Source organism: Thalassolituus sp. ST750PaO-4 (genome assembly GCF_020320405.1).
Taxonomy (GTDB): domain Bacteria; phylum Pseudomonadota; class Gammaproteobacteria; order Pseudomonadales; family Oceanobacteraceae; genus Venatoribacter; species Venatoribacter alkanivorans.
The window spans coordinates 312,659-339,634 of the sequence record NZ_JABVCB010000012.1 but is presented as its reverse complement, the minus strand read 5'-3'; the positions used below and the strand labels follow the sequence as shown (position 1 = coordinate 339,634).

The window sequence follows — 26,976 nt, the reverse complement described above, 5'->3', positions numbered from 1 at the left end:
GGATCGAATAGAACCTAATGCTCTGCGCATCTGAAAAATCCATTTCCTATCTCTTCTACAACCCCTTTTTCAATTAAAAGCTCAAGGGCAACTTTTACTGAATAAGCCGACTCATGGAGCTTTTGCTGGGTGACCCACCAACGCCATATTCCCTCAAAGCTATCCATGGCATCCGGATGTGAAAGCAGATAGCTCTCAATCAGGTTTGCAACATATAAATTTTGATTATTGCTTGAGTTATTCATTCAAATATCGCCGTCATCATGAATTTAATTTTCAGAGAAATTCCGAAGATTTATTCTCCGGTAGCAATTGAGGTGCCAGATTTTAAAGTCAGAAAAATCCGCAGAAATTCGGCATTCCAAAATAAAAAAGACAGGTTCCGGGGTGTTTTTGACGAGGGATAAATAACCCTCCGGGTAAAATAAAACTCAGTTTTATGGTTCGGCTATGCCAGTTGGGACACGTTGAATGGCCGTGGCGATTCTGAGCGGGATTAACAACTCGTCAGAGTTCGGTTGTTTATTTAACAGAAGGTCTTTATCGGGTACCTGAAGAAATTAAGTCGTTATTCTTAGATCATTCTCACAATCCTTACGCAGAGTCGTCTTGTCATCTAGTGTCAAGCGGGGTTTTTATCACCCACCTGCAGATGCCAGGTGAGTGGTGGGTAAAACAGACCCCGGTTGTGGCGCCCACACCCCATCTGCGCCGTTTCAGCAACAACCCGGATGCATATGTAAGACGCAACACCAGAGAAATCCTGCTGGCTTTTTTTTTGCATAACAGTCAGCCCGACTCACAAGGAGATGCCGTGATGGAATTTGATATGGAGAATCCGCTCAGCCGCGACGCAGCAAAAGAAAAACGTTCATTTTCTGCGCCGCCATGCTCTGGCTACCCTGCACTATCGGTTCCTGGTGAACGACAGAGTAATGAAAGCTCCGGCGGATTCTATCTGGGCATCGTCAACATTGCCGGAGAATCAAAACCTCTGGAGAAAGCTCTGGATAGCATCAGAGTCTTTGGACAATATGACGCGCCGGTTCTGATCACGGGTGAAACGGGAACCGGAAAAGAGCTTGCGGCCCGGGGACTTCACTATTGCGGCAGCCGCTCTGGCCACCCTTTTGTAGCCGTAAATTGCGCCACACTGACAACCGACCTGTTTGCCAGTGAAGTCTTTGGTCACAAAAAAGGGGCATTTACCGACGCCCGTCAGGACAAGAAAGGATTACTTGCCGTGGCCGAACGGGGAACGCTGTTTCTGGATGAGATTGATAGCCTGTCACTGACATCACAGGCTGCCCTGCTGCGTTTACTGCAGGAATCTGAGTACCGGCCGGTTGGCTCAGAAAAAACATACCTGTGCGACGTCCGCCTTATTGCCTCGGCCAACTGCGACCTTCAGGAAAAAATAGCAGCCGGACTGTTTCGCCGGGATCTGTTTTATCGGCTGCACATTCTGACGGTTCATATGCCTGCCCTGCGGGATCGCAAAGACGATATTCCGGTTCTTGTACGTCACTTTCTGCGACAGTTTGCTGAACAGTATGAGCTTGGAGAAAAGATTGCCCCGGCCGAGCTGATTGATCATCTGACCTCATTATCCTGGCCAGGCAATGTACGCGAGCTGGAAAACACCATTCATCGTTTATATCTGCTATCTGGTTCCGGGCGCATCGAAATACAGCACATGCCTGCTACCGACATTCACGCAGAACCATTCGTGCCATCTCCAATAACGACGGACATGGAGCCTGACGCAGAAAATGGTGCGGATGAGTTTCCTCTTACCCGGCAATGCGGCATAGGTGCAGGTGATTACAATTTCAGCCGCGACAAGCGGCTGCTTGTTGAGCGCTTTGAAAAGGAATATCTCACCAGGATTCTGGATGAAGCGAATGGCAATGTAACCCGTGCAGCCATGATGTGCGGAAAAGACCGGCGCGCACTGGGCAAGATGATTAAGAAGTACAATATCCGCAGAGGTCTGTTTATGGAGTGAGCGGATACCGGAAGCGGGACGCCATAACAACCCTACTGAATCGGATTTGTTATGGCGTTTTTGCGTTCAGAAAGCCACAGCAATATCGTTAGCGCTGAGCTGTCCGTGCTGCAGTTTAAGCTGACTGACTAATCGCCCATCCTGATCCTGCAACATTCCCGCGTCCAGCAAACTGATAAAGTGCTCAGCCAGCGGACTTTGCATCAGACTGCGACTCAGGTTTATCTGCAACTCACCATTAAGACGCTCCATCAGTTCCTGTGGTAGTCCGGCGGCATCACCGGCGTCCAGTCTGACCTTGCCGTTTACTTTCAGATCGCCACTGGCACCAATACCACCCGGACTCAGGTCGTTAAAAATAAACGCGGTTTCAAAGGATTCCAGCGCCAGGCTGCCGCCATTCTTCAGCACTTCGTTTGCATTCAGCATCAGACCGGCAATAGCAGCCTGATCATCGCCGGCACTCTGTACTTTTTCCAGCAGGCGCCGATAGCCTGACCAGCTGACGCCATCGATGTACAGCGACAGATTGCTGGGATCGACGTTCAGTTCTTTGTCGGCGGAGCTGACGCGCAAATTGCTGAATGTCAGGGTAGAGAGGGATGCCAGAGTATCGCGATCAATCAGAGCGGCCTGCTCGGTCTGCAGATTATTCAGTTTTATTTTCATGGCCGGACTGTCGATATTAAGCGCACCGATACGGTAGCTGGCCTTGTCGATAAAGGGCGCACCATTACGCTGACTGCTGACAACACTGAGCTCCAGCTGCTGCAGATTGGCGTCACCCTGCGTGCTGCCCTGCAGGCTGGCAGAGGCCAGACTGAGCCTGGCCGTTCCCCGCGCCGATTCATCAAGCCGTGTTTCCGTCTGCAGGATCAGTGGTGCAACAGCCAGTGCGCCACCATCAGGCAGTGTCATCTTGATGGCCCCGGTCTGGTAACGACCGTAGATACGGTCATCGCCGCCATCCAGGTGCCACTCACCCTGCTGACCAGCCAGCAGTTCCGGCATCTGTTGCAGCATCATGCCCGCCAGCCCCTGCTGAGGATCGATCATAAAAGTGCCTGAGGCGCGGTGCGGTTCAATGGTTACCTGCTGGCGGATACTGAACAGATCGGCGGGTTCTTCACCCAGCAGGCGAACATGATAAAGCTCCTCACGGGTAGCACCGAACAGCCCGCGACTGACCTCTTCCAACTGTATCGCAACCCCCTGCGCAGCAAGGCTGTCGTTCGCTTGTCGCAGGGACGTCTGGGTAAACGCATCGTAGCGTTCGATATTCTGATAGGTGATGTAGCCTGCGGCAGCGGCTGAGGCGATTACCGGCAGGCCGACAATCAAGGCCAGGGTCTTACCCATAGTCAATGTCCTTATATGTGATTCCAGTGTGCGTTTCCCGCGCGAGTCTGAACATTCGTTGAGTCTGACCACGGACGCTGGCCTATCGTAAGAAGCCACGGCAACAATGTAAACACGAACCAGCGTGTTTATAGCGCGGCAAAGTGCCATTGCAGGTGGGATTTAAAGCCCCCTTGCGCTAGACTGCGCGCCTGTTTTTACCGGCTGCCATGCTGCAGCCGGGTTCTGTTTGTCACGTCAAAATATCTGCAGGTTAAGCTTATATGTATACAGTGGGTCAGCGTTGGATCAGTGAGGCCGAAACCGACCTCGGTCTCGGTCTTGTGCAAAATGTCGACTTCCGGGTCGTTACTATCTATTTTCCGGCCATCGACGATGTGCGCAGCTATTCACGCCAGAACGCCCCGCTCACCCGTGTAATCTTCAAAGAAGGCGACCTGCTGCCGCTGCAGGATGGCAGCATTCTGACTGTCGCTGACGTGACCGACATCGACGGTATTGTGTTTTACAGCGACGGTGAGCGCGAAATTTCTGAGATCCACCTCAGTGGCCAGATTCAGTTAAACCAGCCAACCGATCGTTTATTCTCCGGTCAGATTGACAACAACAATCTGTACGAGCTGCGCCAGATGGCACTGCAGCAACTGAGCAAACTGCGTCAGCGCCCTTTCTACGGCTTATTAGGTGGCCGTACCAGCCTGTTGCCGCATCAGCTCTATATAGCCGAACAGGTCACTCAGGATTCTATCCCGCGCGTACTCCTGGCCGACGAAGTGGGTCTGGGTAAAACCATTGAGGCGGGCCTGATTCTGCATCGCTTATTGTTGCAACAGCGCATTCAGCGCGCCCTTGTGCTGGTGCCGGATCATCTGCTGCATCAGTGGCTGGTGGAAATGATCCGCCGTTTTAACCTGCGTTTCTCACTGGTCAGCAAAGATATGCTCGAAGATGGCGACGATGACATCTTCGCCACCGGCCAACTATTCCTCTGTCCGCTGTCACTGGCTACCCATGATGCCATCGCGCCGCAGATCCGCGCATCCGACTGGGATATGCTGGTCGTCGACGAGGCACACCACCTGCAGTGGAGCGAAGAAGGCTTCGACGAGGGCTACGCTCTGGTGGAAACCCTGTCGCGCCAGGTCGACGGCCTGTTGCTGCTGACGGCAACTCCGGAGCAGCTGGGCGTGCAGGGACACTATGCCCGCCTGCGCCTGCTCGACCCTGAGCGTTATCCGTCCCTGCAGCAGTTCCTGGCTGAACAACAAGCCTATCAGCCGGTCGCGGACCTGGCTGCCGCACTGGCCGGCAGCGATGACCTGTCAGCAGAGCAACAGGCAACCCTTGCCCGCCTGCTGCCGGATCATGCCAGTGCTGATATCAGCGATGCCACCCAGCGTAACCGCCTGCTGGAAACCCTGATTGACCGTCATGGTCCGGGCCGGGCGCTGTACCGTAACACCCGTCATGGTGTGAGCGGCTTCCCGCAACGCCTGCCACAGCTGACGGCCCTGCCAGCACCGCAAAGTGATGACCTGACGCCGACGCTGGCTGATCTGCATCCTGAACGGGGCGTTACCGGCTGGTGCGATGATGATGCCCGCACCGACTGGCTGCTGAACATTCTGGCCAGCACCGGCAAAGATAAGATCGTTCTGATCTGCCATGCCGCACAGACGGTTCTCGATCTGGAAGCCTGGCTGTGGGAAACCTGCGGCATTCAGGTGGCGGTGTTCCACGAGCATATGGATCTGGTCGAGCGTGACCGGGCGGCGGCTTACTTTGCCGATCATGAGCAGGGCGCACGTATTCTTCTGTGTTCAGAAATCGGCTCCGAAGGCCGTAACTTCCAGTTCGCCCATCATCTGGTGCTGTTTGATCTGCCGTTTAACTGCGACCTGATTGAGCAGCGCATTGGCCGTCTGGACCGTATCGGTCAGGCGGAAGATATCAAAATCTATATCCCGGCCTTCAGCGATCACATCAGCGGCCGCTGGGCGCAATTGCTGCACGCCGGCATTGATCTGTTCAGTCGTCCGAACCCGGCAGCCCAGCCGCTGCTGGAAAAACACCGCGCTGCCATTGAGCAGGCGCTGATCAGTGGCGAAGGTCTGGATGATCTGACCCGTCAGCTGGCAACGGAACGCGATGAGCTGCTGGCCAGTCTGGAAGAAGGCCGTGATCGTCTGCTGGAGCTGCATTCCTGCCATCCGCAGCGTGCCCGTCGTCTGGCGAAAGACATGACCATCACCCATATCGAAGACGAAGCCGAGCTGAACGACTTCCTTGAGCTGTTCGCCGATGCCTTTGGTCTGGAGCTGATCGACCTCGGTGGTGACTGCATCACCATCGCACCGGGTGACCATATGCTGGTGCCGGATATGCCGCATCTGCCGGAAGACGGCTTTATGGCGACCACCCGCCGTGATATCGCCCTCGCCCGCGACGACGTGCAATTCCTGAGCTGGGAACACCCGTTTGTGGATCAGGCACTGGAGCTGATCACCAGCGGCCCGGCCGGTAACGCCAGCGCCGGTTATATCGAAGATCACGACTTCCGCACCGGTGACTGCTTTATCGAACTGCAGTTTGTCGCCCGCTGCCCGGCGCCGAAAGCACTGGCGGTTGAACGCTACCTGCCACCCAATGCCATGCACCTGATGATGACTCCTGCCGGTGAGCTGAAGGTTAACGATGGCGAGTTGCCGGCCTTTGTGCTGCCACTGAAACGTGGCACCGCACGCGGTCTGGTCGAGCAGAAAACAGAAGCCGTGCAGCCTCTGATACATAAGCTGGAGAAAATGGGCAGCGCCCAGCTGAGCAAGATGGTTGATCGAGCCAGCAGCAAAGCCACAGAAGCCTTTGCCGCTCGCCTTGAGCGTCTGAGCGCCCTGAGCGAGCAGAACCCGAATATTTCGCCATTGTTAGTGGCCGATGTTAAGCGTGAGCGCGACGCGGTGCTGGATGCCATTGCCCAGTCGCAACTGGCGCTCGACAGCGTGCGTCTGGTGTTCTGCGGCTAAACACGGCGCCTATAAAAGCGCGGCGTATACAGCAGCGCCGCCGGGCAAAAAAAAAGCCGGTACTGAACACAGTACCGGCTTTTTTGTTGCCGTATTCAGAGCCGATCAGCTGCGCGGAGTACGCATGGTGACGAACTCTTCGGCAGCGGTCGGATGAATGCCTATGGTGCTGTCAAACATCGCCTTGGTTGCCCCGGCCTTAATGGCGATGGCAATGCCCTGAATAATTTCCCCGGCCTCTGCCCCGACCATATGGGCACCAATCACCTGATCGGTGCTGGCGCGTACCACCAGTTTCATAAAGGTACGCTCCGGAAGACCGGACATGGTGTGCCGCATCGGACGGAAATCGGATTCATAGATATGCAGATCATCGCCGAAGCGCTCCTGCGCCTCTTCTTCGCTGAGACCTACGGTAGCGATATTCGGCTGGCAAAAGACCGCCGTCGGAATGCTGTCGTAGCTCAGCGGCTCGTTGTTGCCATCGTACCAGTGGGCAACCAGCTTCATTGCCTGCGCCAGCGCCACCGGTGTCAGCGCCGGAGTGCCGATCACATCGCCCAGAGCGTAAATGCTTGGTACTGTGGTGCGGAAGAAATGATCCACCACAATACTGCCATCGTTACGCAGCTCAACACCCTGCTGCTCAAGGTTTAAGCCTTCGGTCAGCGGTTTGCGGCCGGTGGCATACATGACGCAATCAGCGTCCAGGGTATCACCGTTATTCAGCTGGCAGCGCAGACTGCCATCGGCCAGCCGTTCGATGCGGCGGATATCGGTCTGGGTATGGATGCGAACGCCTTTATGGGCGATCTGACTGGCAGCAAAGTTGCGCACACCTTCATCAAAACCACGCAGGATCTGCTCGCCGCGATACAGCAGGTGAGCCTCAGCACCCAGGCCGTTGAAGATTCCGGCAAATTCTACGGCAATATAGCCACCACCAACGACAACCACGCGCTTGGGGAATTCGTCCAGATAGAAGGCTTCATTTGAGGTAATGGCCAGCTCGGCACCGGGAATATCCGGCTTGAAAGGCCAGCCACCGGTGGCGACCAGAATCTTCTCAGCGGTGAACTCCTGCTCGCCCACTTTTACCCGGTGAGGGTCGATAATGCTGGCTGTGCCGTGCAGGATTTCAACGCCGGAATTTTCCAGTAAATTATTATAAATACCATTCAAGCGTTTGATTTCACTGGTTTTATTATCGCGAAGCGTGGGCCAGTCGAAGTTTTCCAGCTGGCCGTTAACACCAAAGCCGCGGGCTTCTTCAAACTTCTCGGCATACTCCGAGGCGTAGACAAAAATCTTCTTCGGCACACAGCCAACGTTTACACAGGTACCGCCCAGATAGCGGTTTTCGACTACAGCGACTTTAACGCCACGCGCTGCCGCCATGCGCGATGCACGTACGCCGCCGGAGCCCGCACCAATCACCAGCAATTCAAAATCGTAATTCATAATATTCCCCTGCCCGTTACTCAAATCTGACTCAGGGAGTCAGTGTGGCGCGGATGTCGACCAGACCAGAGCGGTCGGTACGATCAATAGTGATCTGGCTGACACGAATGCCGTGCCGGGACTGCATCCCTTCCAGCCAGGTGATGGCATCGTCGAAGACAGCCTTCTCCACCCAGACGCGCAGGCCTTTGCCATCCTGTTCGTAGCGACTGAGCACAATGCCGGCTTTCTTCGCCTGCTGGGTGACGGTCGCCAGAATCGGCGCATCGGAGGCGGGGGTTGCCGCCCCGCCAAAACGGTGAGCGTTTTCCGCCAGAAGATTGTAGGTCGCCAGATTCTTTTCCAGACTCAGTGCGGCGGCTTTCTGGCCGCGGATCAACGGCGCATAAATCATCACAAAAATCAGCGCCAGCACCAGCAAAGCGGCAATCGCCTTAACAACCAGCCGATCGCGGGATGGCAGCGCCTGATACCAGTGCTGCGCCGCTTGTACGGCCTTGTTGCTCTGCAACTGCGCCTGCAGCTGCCCCTGAATTAACTGAAGGCGTTCGTTCATGCCGAACCTCCGATCTTAATGCGGCCCTTAACTCCGTCCTTATCGTTGGTAGCCGACGCCACCTCCGCAACCAGACCTTCTTTTTCCAGCGCCGCACGCAGCGTCTGTAATTCATTCAGATTACTGGCGCGCACCTCAACAACCAGCTCCTGCAGGCGATCATTAAAACGCAATGACATCAACTGCACCTGCTTTTGCAGCCCCTGGGCGGCATACACCCGCGCCAGCACACTGGTTGTGCCAATAAAGCCTGCGCCGTCACTGTTGTCTCCACCATCAAGCTTGGTTTTGATCTGACGCTCCAGCGAGCGGATACGCTCACCCGGAAACAGGTTTTTATAAAGACTGATGGCTTCCGCCCGCACCTGCTGCGACTGTTGCTTCAGCGTGTAGTTATCGATAAACAGGTACAGCGTGGCAGCAACCAGCCAAACCGCAGCGACGGCCGCGAGACCACGCCACCACACAGGCGGGCGGTCTTCAGCGACTTCGCGCACCTGAAAACGCCCGGTCAGCAAATTGGTTAGTTTGCCCTGCAGACGTTGCTGTCGCAGTTGGTTGCCATCATTGGCGAGCAGTTCTATCTCGGCAAAAACCCCGGCAAAACTGCTTTCCAGCGTGGTTTTCAGCAACTGCGCCTGATCCAGCTGCGCGGCCATAATCTGCAGACCGGTAACCTGCTGCGCAGACTGCTCTTCATCACCATGATCAAACAATGATTCCAGCACCGGGGTCATTGCACTGTCAGTCACCCAGCCTTCAAATACCCCCGGAATACGCATAGCCCAACCCTGACCCTGGCGCAGCATCACAGGAACATCCTGTGGCAGCAGCTGGGTTTCAGGAATCAGCTCACGCACCTGCAGGTGATGCAACTCGCACTCTTCCAGCAGGCGCTCAATCAGGTCATTGCCAACCACATAAGCACGGACTTTTTTGCCTTCACTGCCGGCGGGCAGAATCAGATAATCCGACAGATCATCAATCAGCCCTTCTTCCAGCGCATAGGGTAAGGCACGGGCCAGATGACGATTACTGACACCCGGCAAAGACACCCAGTGGGTAGCATAATTACAGGCAGAAAGAATCAGACGCACCGGCGTCAGATCCGCCTGAACTTCAGCCCAGGATGCCAGCGATTGCACGCCTTGCTCTGAACCAGCGGCCATCTGATCCAGAGCAGTTACCGTCCAGCGGCCGCTGATCGCGTTCCACTGCACTTTTATCGTTTTTATGGCCTTAGCGGTTTCCATGCACTACACCTTATTGCGTCATGCCAGGTTGGGTGGTTTCGGGCTCCCGCTTCGCTTCGCGGCGGGAGTAATCTCTGTACAGTGTGGTCATCCGACCATCACCGTTGTCACGTTTAATAAGTATTTCGCCAGTGGCGATACGGTCACCCAGCTCAACCCGGATAAAGGTTTCAAAATATTCGGATTTTACACTGAAGTCGGTTTTATCCCAGCGGGCCTTTGTTACCGGCGCTTCACCTTCGCCCGCGTTGCCGCCGTTATTCGTTTTAGTAAATGGCTCTACCTGACTGAGACTCCAGAAGTCATCAACTGTCTTAAAGCCCTTATCACCACGGGCACTGACAATCGCCTCACCATCGGCCAGTGACAGACCGGCATCAAGGGAGGCCAGCACCATCGCACTGGCCGTGTTCACATTCAGCTGTGCAGTGATAGGCAGACAGACCACATAGGGCTCAAGCTTGCGGAAGCTGACCATATCCATTCCCTCCAGCAACAGCAGCTCAGAGGGGTGTTTGCACCCCTGATACGCAGCCTTATAGGGAGGTTCCATGCCCTGATAGCGGTCATCATCCTGACTGGATTCATCCATCCAGCGTGCCAGGGTATCGGCCAGGGTGACATCCAGCCCAAGCAGGTTAAGCAGATTACTGAAGCGGATCTTCTGCGTCGCTTTATTGCTGGCCGCCACACTCAGACTGTTCAGGTTAAAACGCCCCATCGCATCGGCGATATTGATGCGCGCCAGCCCGGGGGATAATGGGAAGGTGCGCTCCTGCGCCCACTCTTCATAGCGGTGATCGATTTCCTTGTCGTTTTTCCAATCAAGGTACAGACCGGTTTTTACCGCCTGCTCAGCGCCAAACACATACGAACGCGCCTGCTGCAGGGCAAGCATGGTGCCACTGCGCTGCACATCGGTTGACTGGCGATCAATCATCGCCACCGCCAGCATAGAGACAATGGCAAAAATCAGTAAAACGGTAATCAGCGCGAGGCCACGCTCAGATCTCTGCAGGCTGCGCATTATGAATCAGCTCCCCAGGACAGCAGCCACTGGCGCTCAATCTCGCCCAGCGCCGGCAGCGTCAGTCGCCAGCGGATTGCTAATGGCCGCTCCTCATCACTGCCACTCTGCAGCGCCGGCCAGGCGGTATACCAGTCCCGGCCACTGATCTCTGCACTCTGCCCGTCACTTGCTTTGCGTTCCTGCTGCACCAGCAGGTCAATCTCCAGACGCTCCACCTGCTCCAGCACGACCTGTGCCTGCGGTACAGAGTCACTGGCCCGGTCCAGCACCGGCCAGAAATAGCGCACCAGACAATCGTGCTCAGGCTCAGTCACGCCCCAGGATTGCAGGCGCTGCAGCGCCGGCTCGCAAACTTCGCTGTCGATGGGCTCAAGGCGGTAAGCAACACGCTGTAGCTCGGCCCGCGGATCGGTACTGACCGGAGAATTACGCCAACCGGCACGGGTAAATTCCAGCGGAAAGTCGCCACTATCAAGCAGCAGCGATGCCTGTGCATCACCGTATGCGTCGCGGATGCTGCGGTTGATAAACTGTTCCAGATCGCGGCTGGCAACCATATTAAAACGCTGCAGACTGACCAGCTGCTCTGAACGCACTTCGCTGGCCTGTTTTGAGTCGATCACATTGCTTAATAATTGCGTGGATGCGACACCGATCATGGCGGTAATGGAAACCGCGATCAGCACTTCAAGCAGGGTGAAACCTTTTACCGCTGACAATGGCCGCATCAGTATTTGCTCATAATGCTGACCAGCGTGATCAGGTTGCTGTCTTTATGCTGCATATCCGCCACCGATACGGTCACCCGGTGCGTGTCCGGAAATTCTGTTTTCTCAACCTTGGTGAACACCTTCCACTCGCGGTCAGCCATATCGACCTGATCATTATTTTCCCCCACTGGCGGCAGGCCATTAAGGCGCAGCTCCACCATGCGGTTATCGGCAACAAAAGACGCCAGGGTTTTATCCTGCAAATGCAGCAGACTACCGACACTCTGACTGGCGGTTTCACTCATCGTAGCGGCAATGGCAACAAATACGGTCAGAGCGATCATTACCTCAATCAGGGTAAATCCACGCTGGCGGCGTTCAGTTTTCATAGGTTTCCACCTTGATCAGCGGCGCCCCGAAACCATCACCACGGATCAGAACCTGAAAGTGATCGTCGCTATCGTGAGTCAGTGTCAGCAGGTAAGGCGTGTATTCGTCAGAAGAAAGAAACATCAGCGCAGGTTTTGCGCCATCCTCTTCATCCAGCAAACTGTCAAAATCAACCTCCTGCCCTTCGACATTCAGCGCAATAAAAACATGCTCGGGAGCTTCAAGCTGGGATTTCAGGCTGCCACTGTAGGCCTGCCAGGGGTTTTTACTGAGCTTATCAAGCTCTTCCCGGGTTTTATTGGCGCTGAATTCCTGGCTGTTAACATCCTGAAAGCTCAGCAGCTGCAGCGCCTGCTCATCCATAGCAACACCGAGGTCGATATTCTGAAATACCGCCTCTTGCCGATAGGCTGAAAACAGGTTGCTGAGGTGATGGGCAAACTGAGTGGTCTCATCCTGAGCCTGGCGATCACCACTGCTCAGGGTTGCCATGGCAAGCAGGCCACCAACAATGGCCAGCACCACCATCACCTCCAGCAGGGTAAAACCCCGCTGAAGCTGCTTACGCATCAGTGATCCAGACTGCTGATGTCGGCATTCTCTTCTTCGCCGCCTTCCTGACCGTCGGCACCGAGTGAGACGATTTCGTACTGCCCTTTATCAAGGAAGTACATAAACTCATTACCCCAGGAGTCAGTCGGTACGTTATTACCCTTCAGGTAGCCACCGGATTTGTAGTTTTTAGGCTCAGGGGAGCTGCTTGGTTTTTTTACCAGCGCTTCCAGGCCCTGCTCGGTGGTTGGGTAAGTAAAATTGTCCAGCTTGTACAGATCCAGTGCGTTTTCGATCAGCTTGATCTGGCTTTTGGTGGTTTTAATCCGGGCATCACCGGCAGAGCCGATAATATTGGTCGCAACCAGCGCCATAATGCCGCCGATAATCGCCAGTACAACCATCACTTCCAGTAATGTAAAACCCTGTTGGCGGTTCGCGTTACGCATTGATTTCATTCCGTTCTCCTACTGAACCATTTTTTGTAATTCAAGAATCGGCAACATAATTGCCGCGACAATTGTTGCCACAATACCACCCATCACCAGCAGCATGACGGGCTCAAAAATCTTAACCAGTGCTGACACCGTATTTTCCAGCGACGTTTCCTGCTGCTGTGCGGTTCGCGCCAGCATACTATCCAGCTCACCACTGTTTTCACCACTGGCAATCATGTGCAGCATAATCGGCGGGAAATAGCCGGTTTCGGCCAGAGCTTTATGCAGACTGCCACCCTCACTGACGGTGACGGTCGCCTGAGTCAGGGACTGCTGAATCGGCATATTGGTCACCACCTGACTGGCAATGCGCATGGCATCCACCAAAGGCACACCACTGGTCGTCAGAATCGCCAGCGTACTGCCAAAGCGGGCGGTATTGGCATCTTTGACAAAACCGCGCAAACCCGGCACCCGCAGCAGAAAGTGGTGGTAACGCTTACGGAAAGCCGGGCTTTTCAGGGCACGACCGAATGCAATCATCCCGACAATAATGGCGACCAGGGTATACATCCCCCAGGCGGTAATAAAGTGGCTCAGATCGAGCATAAACTGTGTCAGACCGGGCAGTTCCTGACCGTTTTTCACAAACACATCAACGATATCCGGCACAACGTAAGTGAGCAGGCCCACTACGATACCAATAGCCACAATGGTCAGAATCACCGGATACATGGCTGCGAGCTTGATCTTCTGGTCGGCCGCCTGGCGGGCTTCGGTGTAGTCCGCCAGACGATTAAGCACGCCATCCAGATGGCCGGCATGCTCGCCGGCACTGACGGTTGAACGGTACAGATGCGGGAAAGCCTTGGGGTATTCGGCCAGCGCTTTAGCCAGTGTGTAGCCTTCCAGCACCTTAGCGCGAATTGCCAGAATCATGGCTTTAATGCGCTGCTTACCGGTTTGCTCTGACAGTGCCCGCAGCGACTCATCAATCGGCAGGCCAGCCTGAATAAGTGTTGCCAGCTGACGGGTAATCAGCGCCAGCTCAGGCACCGACAAACTCGGCTGACGCTCAAACAGGCTGTCTTTTTTCTGTTTCTGGGCGGTCTGCTCAACGGCCAGTGGCGTCCAGCCCTTGTCACGCAGCTGTTGGCGCACCTGGCGGGCACTGTCCGCCTCCAATACGCCCTTCTGCTGCTTGCCGCGGCCGTCGATGGCCTGATATTCAAATGCTGCCATGGTTAACCTTTCGCCACCCGCAGCAGCTCTTCAATGGTGGTACTGCCACCCAGTACTTTGCGAATGCCATCCTGACGAATACTTGGCCCCAGCGTGCGCGCATGCTGTTCCATGGTTTGTTCGCCCGAGCGGTCATGAATCAGGGTTTTCATTTTCTCATCGACTTCGATGATCTCGTAAATACCCTGACGGCCGCGATAACCGAGCTGATTGCACTTATCGCAGCCTTTGGCATGGTAAATGGTCGGCGGATTGGCGGCATCAACGCCCAGCAGCTCGCACTCGCTGGCATCGGCGATCGCTTCAATCTTGCAGTCATTGCATAACACCCGCACCAGACGCTGGGCGATCACGCCAATCAGACTGGACGACAGCAGAAACGGCTCAACGCCCATATCCTGCAAACGGGTAACGGCACCGATCGCGGTATTGGTGTGCAGCGTGGAAAGCACGAGGTGACCGGTTAATGAGGCCTGAATAGCGATTTCTACCGTTTCCAGGTCACGGATCTCACCGATCATCACCACGTCCGGGTCCTGACGCAGAATGGCGCGCAGGCCTTTGGCAAAGGTCATCTCAACCTTGGTATTTACCTGCGTCTGGCCAATACCAGGCAGGCTGTACTCAATCGGATCTTCGACGGTCAGAATGTTGCGGCTGGTGTCATTCAGATCGCTCAGCGCGCCGTACAGCGTGGTGGTTTTACCGGAACCGGTCGGGCCGGTGACCAGAATAATACCGTGTGGTTTGCTGATGATATTGCGCATGCTGCGCAGATCACGATCGGCCATACCCAGCTGTGACAGACTCAGACGTCCGGCCTGCTTATCCAGCAGACGCATTACCACCCGCTCGCCAAAGCTGGACGGCATGGTCGACACCCGCACATCCACTTCACGGCCACCGATGCGCAGTGCAATACGTCCATCCTGCGGCACACGCTTCTCGGCAATATCCAGCTTGGCCATTACCTTGATACGGGAAATCAGCAGCGCTGACAGTGCCCGCTTGGGCTGTACCACTTCGCGCAATACACCATCGACGCGGAAGCGCACAACCAGACGCTTTTCATAGGTTTCAACGTGAATATCCGAGGCATTTTCTTTTACCGCCTCGGTCAGCAGGGCGTTGATCAGACGGATAATGGGGGCATCCCCCTCCTGCTCCAGCAAATCCTCGGTTTCCGGGACGGAATCGGCCAGGCTGGCCAGATCCATTTCGTCGCCCAGACCTTCAACCATTTCCATGGTTTCAGAGGAATCGCTCTGATAAGCCAGCCCAAGGCGCCGTTCAAATTCTTCTTTACTGACGGCTTCCAGCCGGAATGGTGCGGCCAGAAAACGCTGCACTTCCATAATAACATCAACACTGATGCCTTCTTTATGGATCAGCACCAGCTGTTCCTGCCCGCCTTCCACAACCACGCCAAAACGCTTGGCAAAGCCAAAAGGCAGGCGGGTTGCCAGGCTGGTGGCCTGATGCTGCGCCTGCGGCATACCGGTTCCGGATTCTGCTGCCGGATGTTCTGATATTACTGCGGTCATAATTAGCCTAAGTCGCGTCCGATACCGGCATAGTCAAAGCCCTGCGCTTTGAGCGCATAAGGATCGTACTGGTTCCGGCCGTCGATGATAATTGGGTGTTTCAGCAGTTTTTTCATGGCGTTAAAGTCAGGCTGGCGAAACGGCTTCCACTCAGTAACCAGCACCATGGCATCCGCATCGGCCAGCGCATCGTATTGGTGATCACAGAACACTATCTGCCCCTGCTCAAACAGTTGCGGCGCAAACCAGCGGCGCGCCTCATCCATGGCCACCGGATCATAGGCACGCACGACCGCACCAGCGGCGACCAGACGATTGATCAGCGCAACAGAGCTGGCTTCGCGCATATCATCGGTACCAGGTTTAAATGCCAATCCCCAGACACCGATGGTGCGGCCACTCATATCTTCGCCAAAACGCTGCTGCAGTTTTTCAAACAGGCGCTGTTTCTGTGCCTGATTGCGGTCTTCCACGGCACGCAAAATACGGGTGTCGAAGTTAAATTCGTCACCCATATGAATCAGGGCCTGTACATCCTTCGGAAAACAGGAGCCGCCATAGCCGCAGCCCGGATAAATAAAGGAGTAGCCGATACGGCTGTCAGAACCGATGCCTTTGCGCACATTTTCGATATCAACACCCATGCGCTCGGCCAGGTTGGCGACCTCATTCATGAAGGAGATTTTGGTCGCCAGCATGGCGTTGGCGGCATATTTGGTCAGCTCCGCATCGCGGATACCCATAAACATCAGTTTGTCATGATTACGGGAGAAACTGTGGTATAGCTCAGCCATTTGTTCACGCGCACGATCTGAATCGACGCCGATAATAATCCGGTCCGGGCGCATAAAGTCATCGATGGCTGCGCCCTCCTTCAGAAATTCCGGATTGGAGACCACATCAAATTCAATCTCAGCGCCGCGGGCATTCAACTCGGCGCGGATGGCATCGCGCACTTTCTCTGCCGTGCCAACCGGCACGGTCGATTTATTCACAACGATGGCATAACCCTGAAGATTGCGGCCAATTCCGCGGGCCACATCCAGAACATAGGTAAGATCCGCCGAGCCGTTTTCACCCGGAGGCGTGCCGACTGCGATAAAGTACAACGCAGATTGCTGCATTGCCTGGGATAAAGAGGTGTTGAACAGCAGACGTCCGGCCTTGCTGTTTTCCCGTACGATGGCCTCCAGGCCTGGTTCGTAAATCGGGATAATGCCTTCCTTGAGTTGATGAACCTTGGCTTCATCTGTATCTACGCAGGTAACGCTGTTGCCCATTTCGGCAAAACACGCGCCGGTTACCAGACCAACGTAACCCGTCCCTACTACCGTAATATTCAAGGTTATTTCCTTATTCGTAACTTCGTAAACCGACAGTACGTTACCTTATTACGGAAAAATGACAACTCAATGACATAAAAAAACCCGGCCTTGGCCGGGTTTTTCTAAGCTACTGATATTACAGAGCATTTTCCAGTGCAGGCACTGCGTCGAACAGGTCTGCAACCAGGCCGTAATCAGCCACCTGGAAGATTGGAGCTTCTTCGTCTTTGTTGATAGCAACAATGACTTTAGAGTCCTTCATACCAGCCAGATGCTGGATCGCGCCGGAAATACCAACGGCGATGTACAGATCCGGAGCAACGATCTTACCGGTCTGACCAACCTGCATATCGTTAGGTACGAAACCAGCATCAACCGCTGCACGGGATGCACCAACAGCAGCACCGATTTTGTCGGCCACTTTGTACAGCATCTCGAAGTTGTCGCCGTTCTGCATGCCACGACCACCAGATACAACAATCTTGGCACCGGTCAGCTCAGGACGGTCAGACTTAGCCAGCTCTTCACCAACAAAAGCAGACAGGCCTGCATCTTTAACGGCAGCAACAGTTTCAACCGCCGCAGAACCACCTTCAGCCGCAGCTGCGTCAAACGCAGTACCACGTACAGTCATCACCTTGATGCTGTCAGAAGATTTAACGGTCGCGATGGCGTTACCGGCATAAATAGGACGGGAGAAGGTGTCCGCATCAACAACAGCAGTCACTTCAGACAGCATGTTCACATCCAGCAGAGCAGCTGCGCGTGGCAGGAAGTCTTTACCGGTTGTGGTCGCTGCAGCCAGGATGTGGCTGTATTCCTTGCCCAGTTCGGCAACCAGCTCACCCATGTTTTCAGCCAGCTGATATTCATAGGCTGCATTGTCTGCAACCAGAACTTTGCTCACGCCAGCCACTTTGGCAGCAGCTTCAGCAGCGGCACCACAGTTGCTGCCGGCAACCAGAACAACCACATCACCACCGATAGCGGCAGCAGCAGTTACAACGTTCAGGGTTGCGCCTTTCAGAGTAGCGTTATCGTGCTCTGCGATTACTAAAATAGCCATTACACAATCCTCTCTTACAGCACTTTGGCTTCGTTCTTCAGTTTTTCGACCAGCTCTTCTACGCTGCCGACTTTAATGCCAGCCTGACGCTCGGCCGGTGGAGTAACCTTAACCAGAGACAGAGTGGAGGTCATAGCCACACCCAGATCTGCAGGAGTAGTCACATCCAGAGGCTTGCGCTTGGCTTTCATGATGTTTGGCAGAGAAGCGTAGCGAGGCTCGTTCAGACGCAGATCGGTCGTTACGATGGCAGGCAGTTTCAGAGCAACAGTACGCAGACCACCGTCGATTTCACGGGTCACGTTTACTTTGTCGCCATCAACGGCCACTTCAGAAGCGAAAGTACCCTGAGCCATATTGGTCAGTGCGCCCAGCATCTGGCCGGTCTGGTTGTTGTCGCTGTCGATGGTTTGCTTACCCATCAGTACCAGTTGAGGCTGTTCTTTTTCCACAACGGCTTTCAGCAGTTTGGCAACGGTCAGAGACTCCAGTTTTTCTTCAGTCTCGATCAGGATGCCACGATCGGCACCCAGTGCCAGAGCAGTACGGATCTGTTCCTGAGCCACTTTAGGGCCGATAGAAACCACAACCACTTCAGTAGCGACGCCTTTTTCTTTCAGACGTACCGCTTCTTCCACTGCGATTTCACAGAATGGGTTCATAGCCATTTTAACGTTGGTCAGATCAACATCTGAGTTATCTGGCTTGACGCGAACCTTTACGTTGTAATCGATTACGCGTTTAACAGCGACAAGAACCTTCATAGATTCCTCGTATTTAACTTGGTGGATGAATAAAGGGCAAAATTACCACGCCGACAGGATGACACAGTCATATCAGGAGCCCTTTCCAGCGCGCCACATTATTCGGATGTTTACCGCGAGCGTCAATAGCAGCATTGCTGAAGCCCACAAAGACCGGGGCATTCAGGCTATTTTCCTGTCAAATCAGTTGCCTAGTGTTTAACCCAACGTATAATGGCGGCCATTTTGACTCTCAGGCAGGCACCTTTATATGGCCCGCCTGGCATGGCAAAACAATCGCCGGGCACAATTATTCAGTGCACCAGAGTCCGTGATAGCTCAGTAGCTCCCAGCTCATTTCGAGGAGATCAATATGCAACGTGAAGTAATGGAATACGATGTAGTGATCGTTGGCGGCGGCCCTGCCGGCCTGTCAACCGCATGTCGTATCAAGCAATTAGCCGAAGCCGCCGGACAGGAACTGTCTGTTTGTCTGGTTGAGAAAGGCTCCGAAGTTGGCGCTCATATCCTGTCCGGTGCGGTTATAGAAGACCGCGCCCTGGCCGAATTGTTCCCTGACTGGAAAGAAATGGGCGCCCCGCTCAATGTGCCTGTTAAAGGTGATGAAGTTTACTTCCTGACCAGCGATGAGAAGTCGATCAAGACTCCACACTGGGCCATCCCTAAACCGATGCACAACGATGGCAACTACATCGTATCTCTGGGTAATGTATGTCGCTGGCTGGCTGAGCAGGCTGAAAACCTCGGTGTAGAAATCTACCCGGGCTTTACCGCCGCCGAGTACATCGTCGAAGACGGCGCCATTAAAGGCATCGTGACCGGCGACATGGGCGTAGGTCATGACGGCCAGCCAAAAGATGAGTACGTACCAGGCATGGAACTGCGTGCCAAATACACCGTATTTGCTGAAGGCTGCCGCGGCCACCTGGGCAAGCGCCTGATCGCCGAATTCAAACTGGACGAAGGCAAAGATCCACAACACTACGGTATCGGTATTAAAGAGCTGTGGGACATTGATCCTGCAAAGCATCAGGAAGGTCTGGTACTGCACGGCGCCGGCTGGCCGCTGAATGAATCCGCCTCATCCGGTGGTTTCTTCCTGTACCACGCTGAAAACAACCAGGTAGTGGTTGGTCTGATCACTGACCTGTCGTACAGCAACCCTCACGTAAGCCCTTTCGATGAATTCCAGCGCATGAAGCACCATCCGGTGATCAAGCAGTATCTGGAAGGCGGCAAGCGCGTATCCTATGGCGCCCGCGCAATCACCAAAGGCGGCCTGAACTGCCTGCCTAAAATGACCTTCCAGGGCGGCCTGGTGGTTGGTTGTGATGCCGGCACCCTGAACTTTGCCAAGATTAAAGGCACCCACACCGCCATGAAGAGCGGCCTGGTGGCTGCTGAAGAGCTGTTCAAGGCTATTCAGGCTGGTCGTGCCAACGATGAAGTAACCGAATTCACGGCCGCCTTCGAAGCTTCATGGGCTTATCAGGAACTGCACCGCAGCCGCAACTTCGGCCCGGCAATGCATAAGTTCGGCATGTTCGGCGGCGCTGCTTTCAACTTCATTGACCAGAACATCTTCCCGATCCCGGTCACCCTGCATGACACCACGCCGGATTATGCAACCCTGAAGCCAGCAGCAGAATGCGCGAAAATTAACTATCCGAAACCGGATGGCAAAATTTCGTTCGCCAAACTGGATTCCGTCTTCATCGGTAACGTAAACCACGCCGAAGATCAGCCGTGCCACCTGAAGCTGAAAGACGCTTCCATTCCGCTGAGCGTTAACCTGCCTAAGTGGGACGAGCCTGCGCAGCGCTACTGCCCTGCCGGTGTGTACGAGATTGTGGAAGACGAAAACGGCAAGCGCTTCCAGATCAACTCACAAAACTGTGTTCACTGCAAAACCTGTGATATTAAAGATCCGTCTCAGAACATCACCTGGGTAACCCCGGAAGGTGCTGGCGGTCCGAACTATCCGAACATGTAAGCTGTTCACAAAAGAAAGCGGGCCTTGCCCGCTTTTTTTTCGACAATAAGAAACCACCATGCTGCTGAAAACCCGCTTCTACATTCCGCCACTGAGAAAAAATATTGTACAGCGCGAGCCTCTGCTGCAAATCCTGAACAGCAGCGAGGGCGGCCAGCTGGTAGTGATTTCAGCCCCCGCAGGCTATGGCAAAACCACACTGATCAGCCAGTGGCTGCACCATTCTCCGCATACCTTTTCATGGCTGGCGCTGGATGATACTCAGGCGGCTCCGGGGATTTTCTGGCGCTACTTTATTACCGCACTGAATCAGGCATCCCCCGGCTGTGGCGAACACCCTCTGCAGCTGTTGAGAGACAATCAAAACGAACACGCACTGGAAAATGCCCTTATTGCGCTGCTCAATGAGCTGGACGCTATCAGCCCATCCTCACCACGCGATGCAATAACACTGGTTTTGGATGATTTTCATCTGATCGCAACACCGGAGCTGAGCGGGCAATTCAACAGCTTTCTTAACCACCTGCCACCGTCACTGCGCATTGTTATTACCTCACGCAGCGCGCCTGATCTGGCGCTGGCCAGACGGCGCGCCAGCAATCAGCTGGTCGAGATTGATCAGCACCAGTTGCGCTTCTCCGCAGAAGACAGCAACCGCTTTCTGCAACAGACAATGAGCCTGCCAATCAGTGGCAGGCAGAGTCAGCTTTATTTTCAGGAAACCGAAGGCTGGATTGCCGGCCTGCAACTGATTGGGTTGTCATTGCAGAAAACGGCTTCAATGCCACTTCCTGCCGTCGAAAACCACCAGGCAGAGAGTGACCACAACCGCCATAAGCAGCCCGGCCTTTCATTGCAACGCGACATTGCCGACTATCTGCTTGATGAGGTGTACTCACAACAAAGCCCCGACATTCAGCACTTTTTACTGCTGAGCGCGGCCGTACCACGCTTCACCGCTGGCCTGTGCAATGCACTGACGGGACGCAATGACAGCCTGGCCGTAATCAGCCATCTTGATCGCCACAACCTGTTTCTGCTGCCACTGGACAATCACGGCGTATGGTTCCGCTATCATGATCTGTTTCGCCGCTTTCTGCTGCAACACTTTAACAACCTGAGTACGGAAGTCCGGCAACAGGGACGCAATACGGCAGCGCAATGGTTCGAGCAAAATGGCTATCTGCAGGAAGCACTGGAACAAAGACTACAACTCCGGGACTGGGATAAAGCAGAGACACTGTTGTTACAACTGCTTGCAAGTGATGATGAAATTAATACCCTGCTGCCCACCTGGCTGGCGTCTTTTCCGCCAGAGCATTCCGTACATCAACACGTGCCGCAGATACAAGAGCAGCCCCACACCTCTCTGGCCTTTGACGCCCTGCTGACCTCGCGTGAACAGCAGGTACTGGCGCTGGTAAGTCAGGGGCACCCTAACAAAGAAATTGCCCGCCAACTGCATATTTCACTCAATACACTGAAGGTGCATATCCGTAATCTGTACGGAAAAATCGGCGTGGAAAACCGAACCGAAGCATTGCATAAACTCCTCAGCCAGGACGACAGATCACCGTAATTTCACCCCCGCCTGATAGCGGTTATCACCCCCAGGGGTGATAACAAGCCGCACCGCTTTGCTTACTCTGACCGTTACCAGCAGGTGAAGTCTCAGAGGAGAACGCAATGAAAAGAGAAACAATGGAATACGATGTGGTAATCGTTGGTGGCGGCCCTGCCGGATTGTCAGCCGCATGCCGTATTAAACAATCAGCCTCTGCCGCCGGACAGGATATTTCCGTTTGCCTGGTAGAAAAAGGCTCGGAAATTGGCGCCCATATTCTGTCTGGCGCCGTAATCGAAGACCGCGCACTGAAAGAACTTTTTCCTGACTGGAAAGCACGGGGAGCCCCACTCAATGTCGCAGTAACACACGATGATATTTATTTCCTGACGACACAAAAAAGAAGTATTAAAGCGCCACACTGGGCCATACCACGAACCATGCATAACCAGGGGAATTATATCGTCTCGCTCGGCAGCCTTTGCCGCTGGCTGGCCAAACAGGCTGAGGACCTCGGCGTAGAAATCTACCCCGGTTTTACCGCCGCAGAATACATCCTCGAAGATGGTGTCATTAAAGGCATCATTACCGGCGACATGGGTGTTAACCATAACGGTCAGCCAAAAGATGAACACGTACCGGGCATGGAACTGCGCGCCAAGTACACCGTATTTGCCGAAGGCTGCCGCGGCCACCTGGGCAAGCGCCTGATTGCCGAATTCAAACTGGATGCCGGTAAAGATCCTCAGCATTACTCGCTTGGTATTAAAGAGCTGTGGGACCTCGACCCCGCCAGACACCATAAAGGACTGGTACTGCACGGTACCGGCTGGCCACTGATGGGATCATCCACTGCCGGCGGATTTTTTTTATACCACACTGAAAATAATCAGGCGGTGGTCGGGCTGTTTACCGATTTGTCATACAGCAATCCACACCTGAGCCCGTTTAATGAATTTCAGCGCCTGAAACATCACCCGGTGTTAAAGCAATACTTACAGGGCGGCAAGCGGGTTTCTTATGGCGCCAGAGCTGCAGCCAAAGGCGGGATTAATTGCCTGCCGAAAATGACATTCCCCGGTGGCTTGCTGATAGGTTGCGACGCCGGCACACTGAATTTTGCCAAAATAAAAGGTGTTCATACCGGAATGAAAAGCGGCATGGTTGCCGCCGAAGAAATAGTCGCCGCCTTAAGCCGTGGGCGTGAGCACGATGAAATTACAGAATTCACTACTGCCTTCGAAGCATCCTGGGCCTGCAAAGAGCTGCAGCGCAGCCGCAACTTCGCCCCGGCCATGCATAAATTCGGAGTATTTGGCGGCGCAGCCTTTAACTTTATCGATCAGAACATTCTGCCAGTGCCATTCACCCTGCATGACACCACACCCGATCACACCGCACTGAAACCCGCTGCCAAGAGCCCGCAGATCGATTACCCGAAACCAGACGGCAAGCTGAGCTTTAGCCGGCTGGACTCTGTTTTTATCAGCAATGTAAACCACGCAGAAGATCAGCCATGCCACCTGAAACTGCAAGACGCTTCCATTCCACTGAGCGTTAACCTGCCTGAATGGGATGAGCCTGCTCAGCGCTACTGCCCTGCTGGCGTGTATGAAATAACAGAAGACGAAAACGGCAAGCATTTTCAGATCAATGCTCAGAACTGCGTTCACTGTAAAACCTGCGACATCAAAGATCCGTCTCAGAACATCACCTGGGTAACCCCAGAGGGTGCCGGCGGTCCGAACTATCCGAATATGTAGAAACGTTATTGCAGATAAAACAAAGGAGTTTTGCTCCTTTGTTTTCACGCCATTTATTCAGCCTCCGGTACCTTACAAATGCCCACTGATGCGCATATTTAATCCACCAAGATTGAGATCATCCACCGCTACTCTGCCAATACTTTCCTGCGCCAGCTCAATAGCTTCAACGTTCATATCGGCAAAAAAATTAACCAGACGAATATCCAGCCCAAGATCGCTGGCATGGATATTAATGCCAACAGGCAATTGCACATCCGATAATGACAACGCAGAAGAACCCCAGTCTTCCAGAGATTCAAAATAGGTATGATTAGCCAGAACCATATTGCGTACATTAATACCCAGCGGGGTTGCATCAACATCCAGACCAGCAATCCCCATCGCCATCTGGATTTGAATATCCGTCGTCTGTGCATCCACTTTCATCCGGTATTGCGTTGCCAGCCCGGCGATACTAACGGAGTTAATCAGCGCAGCACTGTGTGCATTATCCGCTGAAGATAAAGCGATCTGGCCGGTCGACAGCCCAAAATCAATCACCCCTCCGCCCAGCCCGGGATCAACAAAAGCAGACAGCACGATGTCACCATCAGGAAGAACATCGACTGTCATCATCATTCCATCAAGGCGATCGCCAGAGCGCGAACTGTACCCCCAGTCTTTGCCAAAATAGCTGCTTCTGCTGGCACCACCCAACGCAACCTGGTTGATCTGCAGGCGGCCTTCATCCCGATATTCAATCTGACCAACAGTAAGCCGCGCAGATGTAACAATGGTGATGCCGTCCTGTCCGGAAATATCAGCCAATTGTGTATCGCTAACCGGGTCCAGAGCAGCAAAAGCAAGGCACGGAGATAAAAAACAGAGAGGAAAAATGTAGCGCATAGCCGTCCATGGTGTTCGTTATTATTGAATTGGCGGCAATGTAAGGAGCGCTTATGCAGGGTTCAAGCTAAAAAACAAAAGCGGGAAAATATTCAGAATTAACCATTAAAACAAATGTTCCGGAATGAATAAGACCTTCACGCAGGTCTTATTTTTATAATTACTCCGGATCAGGATAAAAAATATTTACGTCCCTCACTGGTAACAAAATAGCGTCCATTATTATCCTCATGGGCCATATCACTGAGATCGTAAAACGCATTGCGGGAAAAACGCGCATACAGATCAGCCCGGACATTTACTTCCGGCAACAGAACACCATCCAGTTCGCTCATTAACAGAGGATGCTCCTGCCCGATGGTTACAACATCTCCGCTATTGGTGATGGCGCGTATGCTTTCATCCACACGCTCAATCATTACAATCAATAACGGCCGGTCCTCAACACTGATGCGCCATTTTTCGACCGGGGTCAGCAGGAAATATTCATCACCTTCTTTGCGCAGGATGCTGGCAAATAAGCGCACCAGTTTTTCACGTTTTATCTGCACACCTTCATGCCACCAGGTACCATCACGACGAATAACCATATCCATATCGCCGGATAATTGCGGGTGCCATTTTTCGACCGGTGGATACTGATTTTCAGTTTCAAGGCCAAGCTGTTGCTGCAAGGCATTCAGATTCATCACAACCCCCTTTGCCATTCCTGACGCAGACGAATACGTTCCGGATTATTAATCGCCATATCCAGCTGAGCCAGCATAGCGGACTTATCGGCGCCAAGCGTGCCTTTTAACGGCAGATAATTGGATGCATGGTCGCTGCGGAAAACCGTATTGGTTAACTCCAGATGAGAAATCAACTCGCGCAGTTCGACAAACAAATCATGCTGATCCGGAAGCTGGTAGTTGCCGTTAAAACCCTCGACAACGCGCTGATCGCCAAGCGGATAGCTGACAATTAATGTTGATAGAAAATCCGGCTGCGCCTCATTCATCAGCAGAGCGGAGTTACGCGCATGCTGCTCACTGTAGGCAACACCACCCATACCGTTCAGGATCATCACCGATGACTGAATGCCGGCCTGCTTTATTTTTAACAGTGCATCCAGCGTACTCTGCCAGGTTTCCCCTTTTTTAATAAAACCCAGCACCTCATCGTCACCACTTTCGGCGCCGACATAAAGAATACCCAACCCCAGCCTGCGCAACTCGGTCATTTCTTCCGCCGACTTTTTACGGATATTGCGCGGCAGGCAATAAGCCCCCACCCGCCTAACCCAGGGCAAATGCTCTTTAATGGCCAGCAGAATATTCGTGAGGCGGCGTACCGGCAGCACCATGGCGTCACCATCGGCCAGGAAGACTTTTTCAAAACGCGGACCCAGAGCAGCCGCCTGACGGATTTCATTCAGCACATCGGCTTCGTCACGGGCACGGAATTTTTTTTGCGGCTGAGTGTACATATCGCAGAAAGTACACTGATTCCACGAGCAGCCATTGGTGACTTGCAAAATAAGGGAGCGGGCTTCGCTGGGGGGACGGAATACAGGTTCGATGTAATTGAACATAAACGATGTCTCAGCCGGAAATTAACAGAGTATCAGGTATTATCCCTGAAGCTGCGATCGCAGAACACATCGGATGTTTTTAAAAAGGAGGAGTACTGCGAATGCTAGAAATGGTGCCCCGGGCCGGAGTCGAACCGGCACAGCCATAGGCCGAGGGATTTTAAATCCCTTGTGTCTACCAATTTCACCACCGGGGCATCTTGCCGCGCAGCTCGGCGAATGTCGGGATCACCGAATTTGGAGGCGCGAGCCGGAATCGAACCGGCATCGGCGGATTTGCAATCCGCAGCATAACCATTTTGCTATCGCGCCGAGATTCATTGAGTGCAATGAAAATTTGGAGCGGGAAACGAGACTCGAACTCGCGACCCCAACCTTGGCAAGGTTGTGCTCTACCAACTGAGCTATTCCCGCTTAAGTGCTGCGCATTTTAAATGGAGCAGCCTGAGAGTCAAGTGTTTTTTCTTACTTTTTA

Annotated in this window: 23 protein-coding genes and 3 tRNA genes; 5 read left to right on the top strand and 21 right to left on the bottom strand. The window is 53.8% G+C overall.

Annotated features, from left to right (window positions below; all coding sequences use genetic code 11):
* Nucleotides 1-14: 14 nt before the first annotated feature.
* Nucleotides 15-245 carry a hypothetical protein gene (locus tag HUF18_RS14705; protein ID WP_145468714.1) on the bottom strand — a complete coding sequence of 77 codons (231 nt, stop codon included), beginning with the start codon at nucleotides 243-245 and terminating at the stop codon, nucleotides 15-17.
* Nucleotides 246-817: 572 nt separating this feature from the next.
* On the opposite strand from HUF18_RS14705, the gene HUF18_RS14700 reads away from it, so the two are divergent.
* Nucleotides 818-2,008 (top strand): sigma 54-interacting transcriptional regulator, encoded by a 1,191-nt coding sequence (locus tag HUF18_RS14700; protein WP_225692811.1) that lies wholly within the window; start codon nucleotides 818-820, stop codon nucleotides 2,006-2,008.
* A gap of 66 nt (nucleotides 2,009-2,074) precedes the next feature.
* On the opposite strand, the gene HUF18_RS14695 is transcribed toward HUF18_RS14700, so the two are convergent.
* Nucleotides 2,075-3,367 (bottom strand): DUF945 family protein, encoded by a 1,293-nt coding sequence (locus HUF18_RS14695; RefSeq protein ID WP_225692706.1) that lies wholly within the window; start codon nucleotides 3,365-3,367, stop codon nucleotides 2,075-2,077.
* Nucleotides 3,368-3,630: 263 nt separating this feature from the next.
* Between HUF18_RS14695 and rapA the strand changes: the two genes are divergently transcribed.
* Nucleotides 3,631-6,390 (top strand): RNA polymerase-associated protein RapA, encoded by a 2,760-nt coding sequence (rapA, locus tag HUF18_RS14690; protein ID WP_225692705.1) that lies wholly within the window; start codon nucleotides 3,631-3,633, stop codon nucleotides 6,388-6,390.
* 105 nt (nucleotides 6,391-6,495) lie between these two features.
* Here rapA and gorA read toward each other — a convergent pair whose 3' ends face one another.
* The 13 genes from gorA to HUF18_RS14625 all read right to left on the bottom strand — a co-directional run bounded on the left by gorA (nucleotide 6,496) and on the right by HUF18_RS14625 (nucleotide 18,720).
* Nucleotides 6,496-7,851 (bottom strand): glutathione-disulfide reductase, encoded by a 1,356-nt coding sequence (gene gorA, locus HUF18_RS14685; RefSeq protein WP_255606141.1) that lies wholly within the window; start codon nucleotides 7,849-7,851, stop codon nucleotides 6,496-6,498.
* Between the two features lie 31 nt (nucleotides 7,852-7,882).
* On the bottom strand, nucleotides 7,883-8,407 hold the full coding sequence (gspM, locus tag HUF18_RS14680; protein WP_225692704.1) for a type II secretion system protein GspM: 525 nt from the start codon (nucleotides 8,405-8,407) through the stop codon (nucleotides 7,883-7,885).
* Nucleotides 8,404-9,660: a type II secretion system protein GspL gene (gene gspL, locus HUF18_RS14675; protein WP_225692703.1), complete on the bottom strand. Its 1,257-nt coding sequence runs from the start codon at nucleotides 9,658-9,660 to the stop codon at nucleotides 8,404-8,406. The genes gspM and gspL overlap by 4 nt, the downstream gene beginning before the upstream one ends.
* 10 nt (nucleotides 9,661-9,670) lie before the next feature.
* Nucleotides 9,671-10,687: a type II secretion system minor pseudopilin GspK gene (gene gspK / locus HUF18_RS14670; protein ID WP_225692702.1), complete on the bottom strand. Its 1,017-nt coding sequence runs from the start codon at nucleotides 10,685-10,687 to the stop codon at nucleotides 9,671-9,673.
* The gene (gene gspJ, locus HUF18_RS14665) at nucleotides 10,687-11,418 is read right to left on the bottom strand and encodes a type II secretion system minor pseudopilin GspJ (RefSeq protein WP_225692701.1); all 732 of its coding nucleotides are present in this window, start codon (nucleotides 11,416-11,418) and stop codon (nucleotides 10,687-10,689) included. Before gspJ ends, gspK begins: the two co-directional genes overlap by 1 nt.
* Nucleotides 11,418-11,789 carry a type II secretion system minor pseudopilin GspI gene (gspI, locus tag HUF18_RS14660; protein WP_145468699.1) on the bottom strand — a complete coding sequence of 124 codons (372 nt, stop codon included), beginning with the start codon at nucleotides 11,787-11,789 and terminating at the stop codon, nucleotides 11,418-11,420. The genes gspJ and gspI overlap by 1 nt, the downstream gene beginning before the upstream one ends.
* Nucleotides 11,779-12,360 carry a type II secretion system minor pseudopilin GspH gene (gspH, locus tag HUF18_RS14655; protein ID WP_145468697.1) on the bottom strand — a complete coding sequence of 194 codons (582 nt, stop codon included), beginning with the start codon at nucleotides 12,358-12,360 and terminating at the stop codon, nucleotides 11,779-11,781. Before gspH ends, gspI begins: the two co-directional genes overlap by 11 nt.
* Entirely contained in the window at nucleotides 12,360-12,800 is a 441-nt protein-coding gene (gspG, locus tag HUF18_RS14650) for a type II secretion system major pseudopilin GspG (RefSeq protein WP_225692700.1), read from the bottom strand. The genes gspH and gspG overlap by 1 nt, the downstream gene beginning before the upstream one ends.
* Nucleotides 12,801-12,809: 9 nt before the next feature.
* Nucleotides 12,810-14,021, bottom strand: a complete 1,212-nt coding sequence (gspF, locus tag HUF18_RS14645) for a type II secretion system inner membrane protein GspF (RefSeq protein ID WP_145468695.1) — start codon at nucleotides 14,019-14,021, stop codon at nucleotides 12,810-12,812.
* A gap of 2 nt (nucleotides 14,022-14,023) precedes the next feature.
* Nucleotides 14,024-15,565, bottom strand: coding sequence for a type II secretion system ATPase GspE (gene gspE, locus HUF18_RS14640; RefSeq protein WP_446751463.1), 1,542 nt, complete (start codon nucleotides 15,563-15,565; stop codon nucleotides 14,024-14,026).
* Nucleotides 15,566-15,567: 2 nt separating this feature from the next.
* Nucleotides 15,568-16,908, bottom strand: a complete 1,341-nt coding sequence (locus HUF18_RS14635) for a UDP-glucose dehydrogenase family protein (RefSeq protein ID WP_225692699.1) — start codon at nucleotides 16,906-16,908, stop codon at nucleotides 15,568-15,570.
* A gap of 118 nt (nucleotides 16,909-17,026) precedes the next feature.
* On the bottom strand, nucleotides 17,027-17,956 hold the full coding sequence (locus tag HUF18_RS14630) for an electron transfer flavoprotein subunit alpha/FixB family protein (RefSeq protein ID WP_145468689.1): 930 nt from the start codon (nucleotides 17,954-17,956) through the stop codon (nucleotides 17,027-17,029).
* A gap of 14 nt (nucleotides 17,957-17,970) precedes the next feature.
* Nucleotides 17,971-18,720, bottom strand: a complete 750-nt coding sequence (locus HUF18_RS14625) for an electron transfer flavoprotein subunit beta/FixA family protein (protein ID WP_145468687.1) — start codon at nucleotides 18,718-18,720, stop codon at nucleotides 17,971-17,973.
* A 352-nt stretch (nucleotides 18,721-19,072) separates the two neighbouring features.
* Between HUF18_RS14625 and HUF18_RS14620 the strand changes: the two genes are divergently transcribed.
* The 3 genes from HUF18_RS14620 to HUF18_RS14610 all read left to right on the top strand — a co-directional run bounded on the left by HUF18_RS14620 (nucleotide 19,073) and on the right by HUF18_RS14610 (nucleotide 24,040).
* Complete coding sequence (locus HUF18_RS14620) at nucleotides 19,073-20,713, top strand: electron transfer flavoprotein-ubiquinone oxidoreductase (RefSeq protein WP_145468685.1); 1,641 nt, start codon at nucleotides 19,073-19,075, stop codon at nucleotides 20,711-20,713.
* Nucleotides 20,714-20,771: 58 nt separating this feature from the next.
* Nucleotides 20,772-22,292 (top strand): helix-turn-helix transcriptional regulator, encoded by a 1,521-nt coding sequence (locus tag HUF18_RS14615; protein ID WP_225692698.1) that lies wholly within the window; start codon nucleotides 20,772-20,774, stop codon nucleotides 22,290-22,292.
* 107 nt (nucleotides 22,293-22,399) lie between these two features.
* Nucleotides 22,400-24,040: an electron transfer flavoprotein-ubiquinone oxidoreductase gene (locus HUF18_RS14610; protein WP_145468681.1), complete on the top strand. Its 1,641-nt coding sequence runs from the start codon at nucleotides 22,400-22,402 to the stop codon at nucleotides 24,038-24,040.
* A 72-nt stretch (nucleotides 24,041-24,112) separates the two neighbouring features.
* Here HUF18_RS14610 and HUF18_RS14605 read toward each other — a convergent pair whose 3' ends face one another.
* From HUF18_RS14605 to HUF18_RS14580, 6 genes are all read right to left on the bottom strand, one after another.
* A complete protein-coding gene (locus HUF18_RS14605; RefSeq protein WP_145468679.1) occupies nucleotides 24,113-24,928 on the bottom strand; it encodes a DUF6160 family protein in 816 nt (271 codons plus the stop codon).
* Between the two features lie 170 nt (nucleotides 24,929-25,098).
* Nucleotides 25,099-25,617, bottom strand: coding sequence for a DUF1285 domain-containing protein (locus HUF18_RS14600; RefSeq protein WP_222428543.1), 519 nt, complete (start codon nucleotides 25,615-25,617; stop codon nucleotides 25,099-25,101).
* Nucleotides 25,617-26,501, bottom strand: a complete 885-nt coding sequence (locus tag HUF18_RS14595; protein WP_145468675.1) for a radical SAM protein — start codon at nucleotides 26,499-26,501, stop codon at nucleotides 25,617-25,619. Before HUF18_RS14595 ends, HUF18_RS14600 begins: the two co-directional genes overlap by 1 nt.
* A gap of 111 nt (nucleotides 26,502-26,612) precedes the next feature.
* A tRNA-Leu gene (locus HUF18_RS14590) sits at nucleotides 26,613-26,698 on the bottom strand.
* Nucleotides 26,699-26,739: 41 nt separating this feature from the next.
* A tRNA-Cys gene (locus HUF18_RS14585) sits at nucleotides 26,740-26,813 on the bottom strand.
* Between the two features lie 26 nt (nucleotides 26,814-26,839).
* A tRNA-Gly gene (locus tag HUF18_RS14580) sits at nucleotides 26,840-26,915 on the bottom strand.
* Between the last annotated feature and the right edge of the window lie 61 nt (nucleotides 26,916-26,976).

Coding starts and splice junctions, on each gene's coding strand:
- HUF18_RS14700 (WP_225692811.1), top strand. CDS start 818: ATGGAATTTGATATGGAGAATCCGCTCAGCCGCGACGCAGCAAAAGAA.
- HUF18_RS14600 (WP_222428543.1), bottom strand. CDS start 25,617: ATGAATCTGAATGCCTTGCAGCAACAGCTTGGCCTTGAAACTGAAAAT.
- HUF18_RS14610 (WP_145468681.1), top strand. CDS start 22,400: ATGAAAAGAGAAACAATGGAATACGATGTGGTAATCGTTGGTGGCGGC.
- gspL (WP_225692703.1), bottom strand. CDS start 9,660: ATGGAAACCGCTAAGGCCATAAAAACGATAAAAGTGCAGTGGAACGCG.
- HUF18_RS14630 (WP_145468689.1), bottom strand. CDS start 17,956: ATGGCTATTTTAGTAATCGCAGAGCACGATAACGCTACTCTGAAAGGC.
- rapA (WP_225692705.1), top strand. CDS start 3,631: ATGTATACAGTGGGTCAGCGTTGGATCAGTGAGGCCGAAACCGACCTC.
- gspH (WP_145468697.1), bottom strand. CDS start 12,360: ATGCGTAAGCAGCTTCAGCGGGGTTTTACCCTGCTGGAGGTGATGGTG.
- HUF18_RS14695 (WP_225692706.1), bottom strand. CDS start 3,367: ATGGGTAAGACCCTGGCCTTGATTGTCGGCCTGCCGGTAATCGCCTCA.
- gspE (WP_446751463.1), bottom strand. CDS start 15,565: ATGACCGCAGTAATATCAGAACATCCGGCAGCAGAATCCGGAACCGGT.
- gspI (WP_145468699.1), bottom strand. CDS start 11,789: ATGAAAACTGAACGCCGCCAGCGTGGATTTACCCTGATTGAGGTAATG.
- HUF18_RS14605 (WP_145468679.1), bottom strand. CDS start 24,928: ATGCGCTACATTTTTCCTCTCTGTTTTTTATCTCCGTGCCTTGCTTTT.
- gspF (WP_145468695.1), bottom strand. CDS start 14,021: ATGGCAGCATTTGAATATCAGGCCATCGACGGCCGCGGCAAGCAGCAG.
- gspJ (WP_225692701.1), bottom strand. CDS start 11,418: ATGCGGCCATTGTCAGCGGTAAAAGGTTTCACCCTGCTTGAAGTGCTG.
- gspM (WP_225692704.1), bottom strand. CDS start 8,407: ATGAACGAACGCCTTCAGTTAATTCAGGGGCAGCTGCAGGCGCAGTTG.
- HUF18_RS14705 (WP_145468714.1), bottom strand. CDS start 245: ATGAATAACTCAAGCAATAATCAAAATTTATATGTTGCAAACCTGATT.
- HUF18_RS14595 (WP_145468675.1), bottom strand. CDS start 26,501: ATGTTCAATTACATCGAACCTGTATTCCGTCCCCCCAGCGAAGCCCGC.
- gorA (WP_255606141.1), bottom strand. CDS start 7,851: ATGAATTACGATTTTGAATTGCTGGTGATTGGTGCGGGCTCCGGCGGC.
- gspG (WP_225692700.1), bottom strand. CDS start 12,800: ATGAAATCAATGCGTAACGCGAACCGCCAACAGGGTTTTACATTACTG.
- HUF18_RS14615 (WP_225692698.1), top strand. CDS start 20,772: ATGCTGCTGAAAACCCGCTTCTACATTCCGCCACTGAGAAAAAATATT.
- HUF18_RS14620 (WP_145468685.1), top strand. CDS start 19,073: ATGCAACGTGAAGTAATGGAATACGATGTAGTGATCGTTGGCGGCGGC.
- gspK (WP_225692702.1), bottom strand. CDS start 10,687: ATGCGCAGCCTGCAGAGATCTGAGCGTGGCCTCGCGCTGATTACCGTT.
- HUF18_RS14625 (WP_145468687.1), bottom strand. CDS start 18,720: ATGAAGGTTCTTGTCGCTGTTAAACGCGTAATCGATTACAACGTAAAG.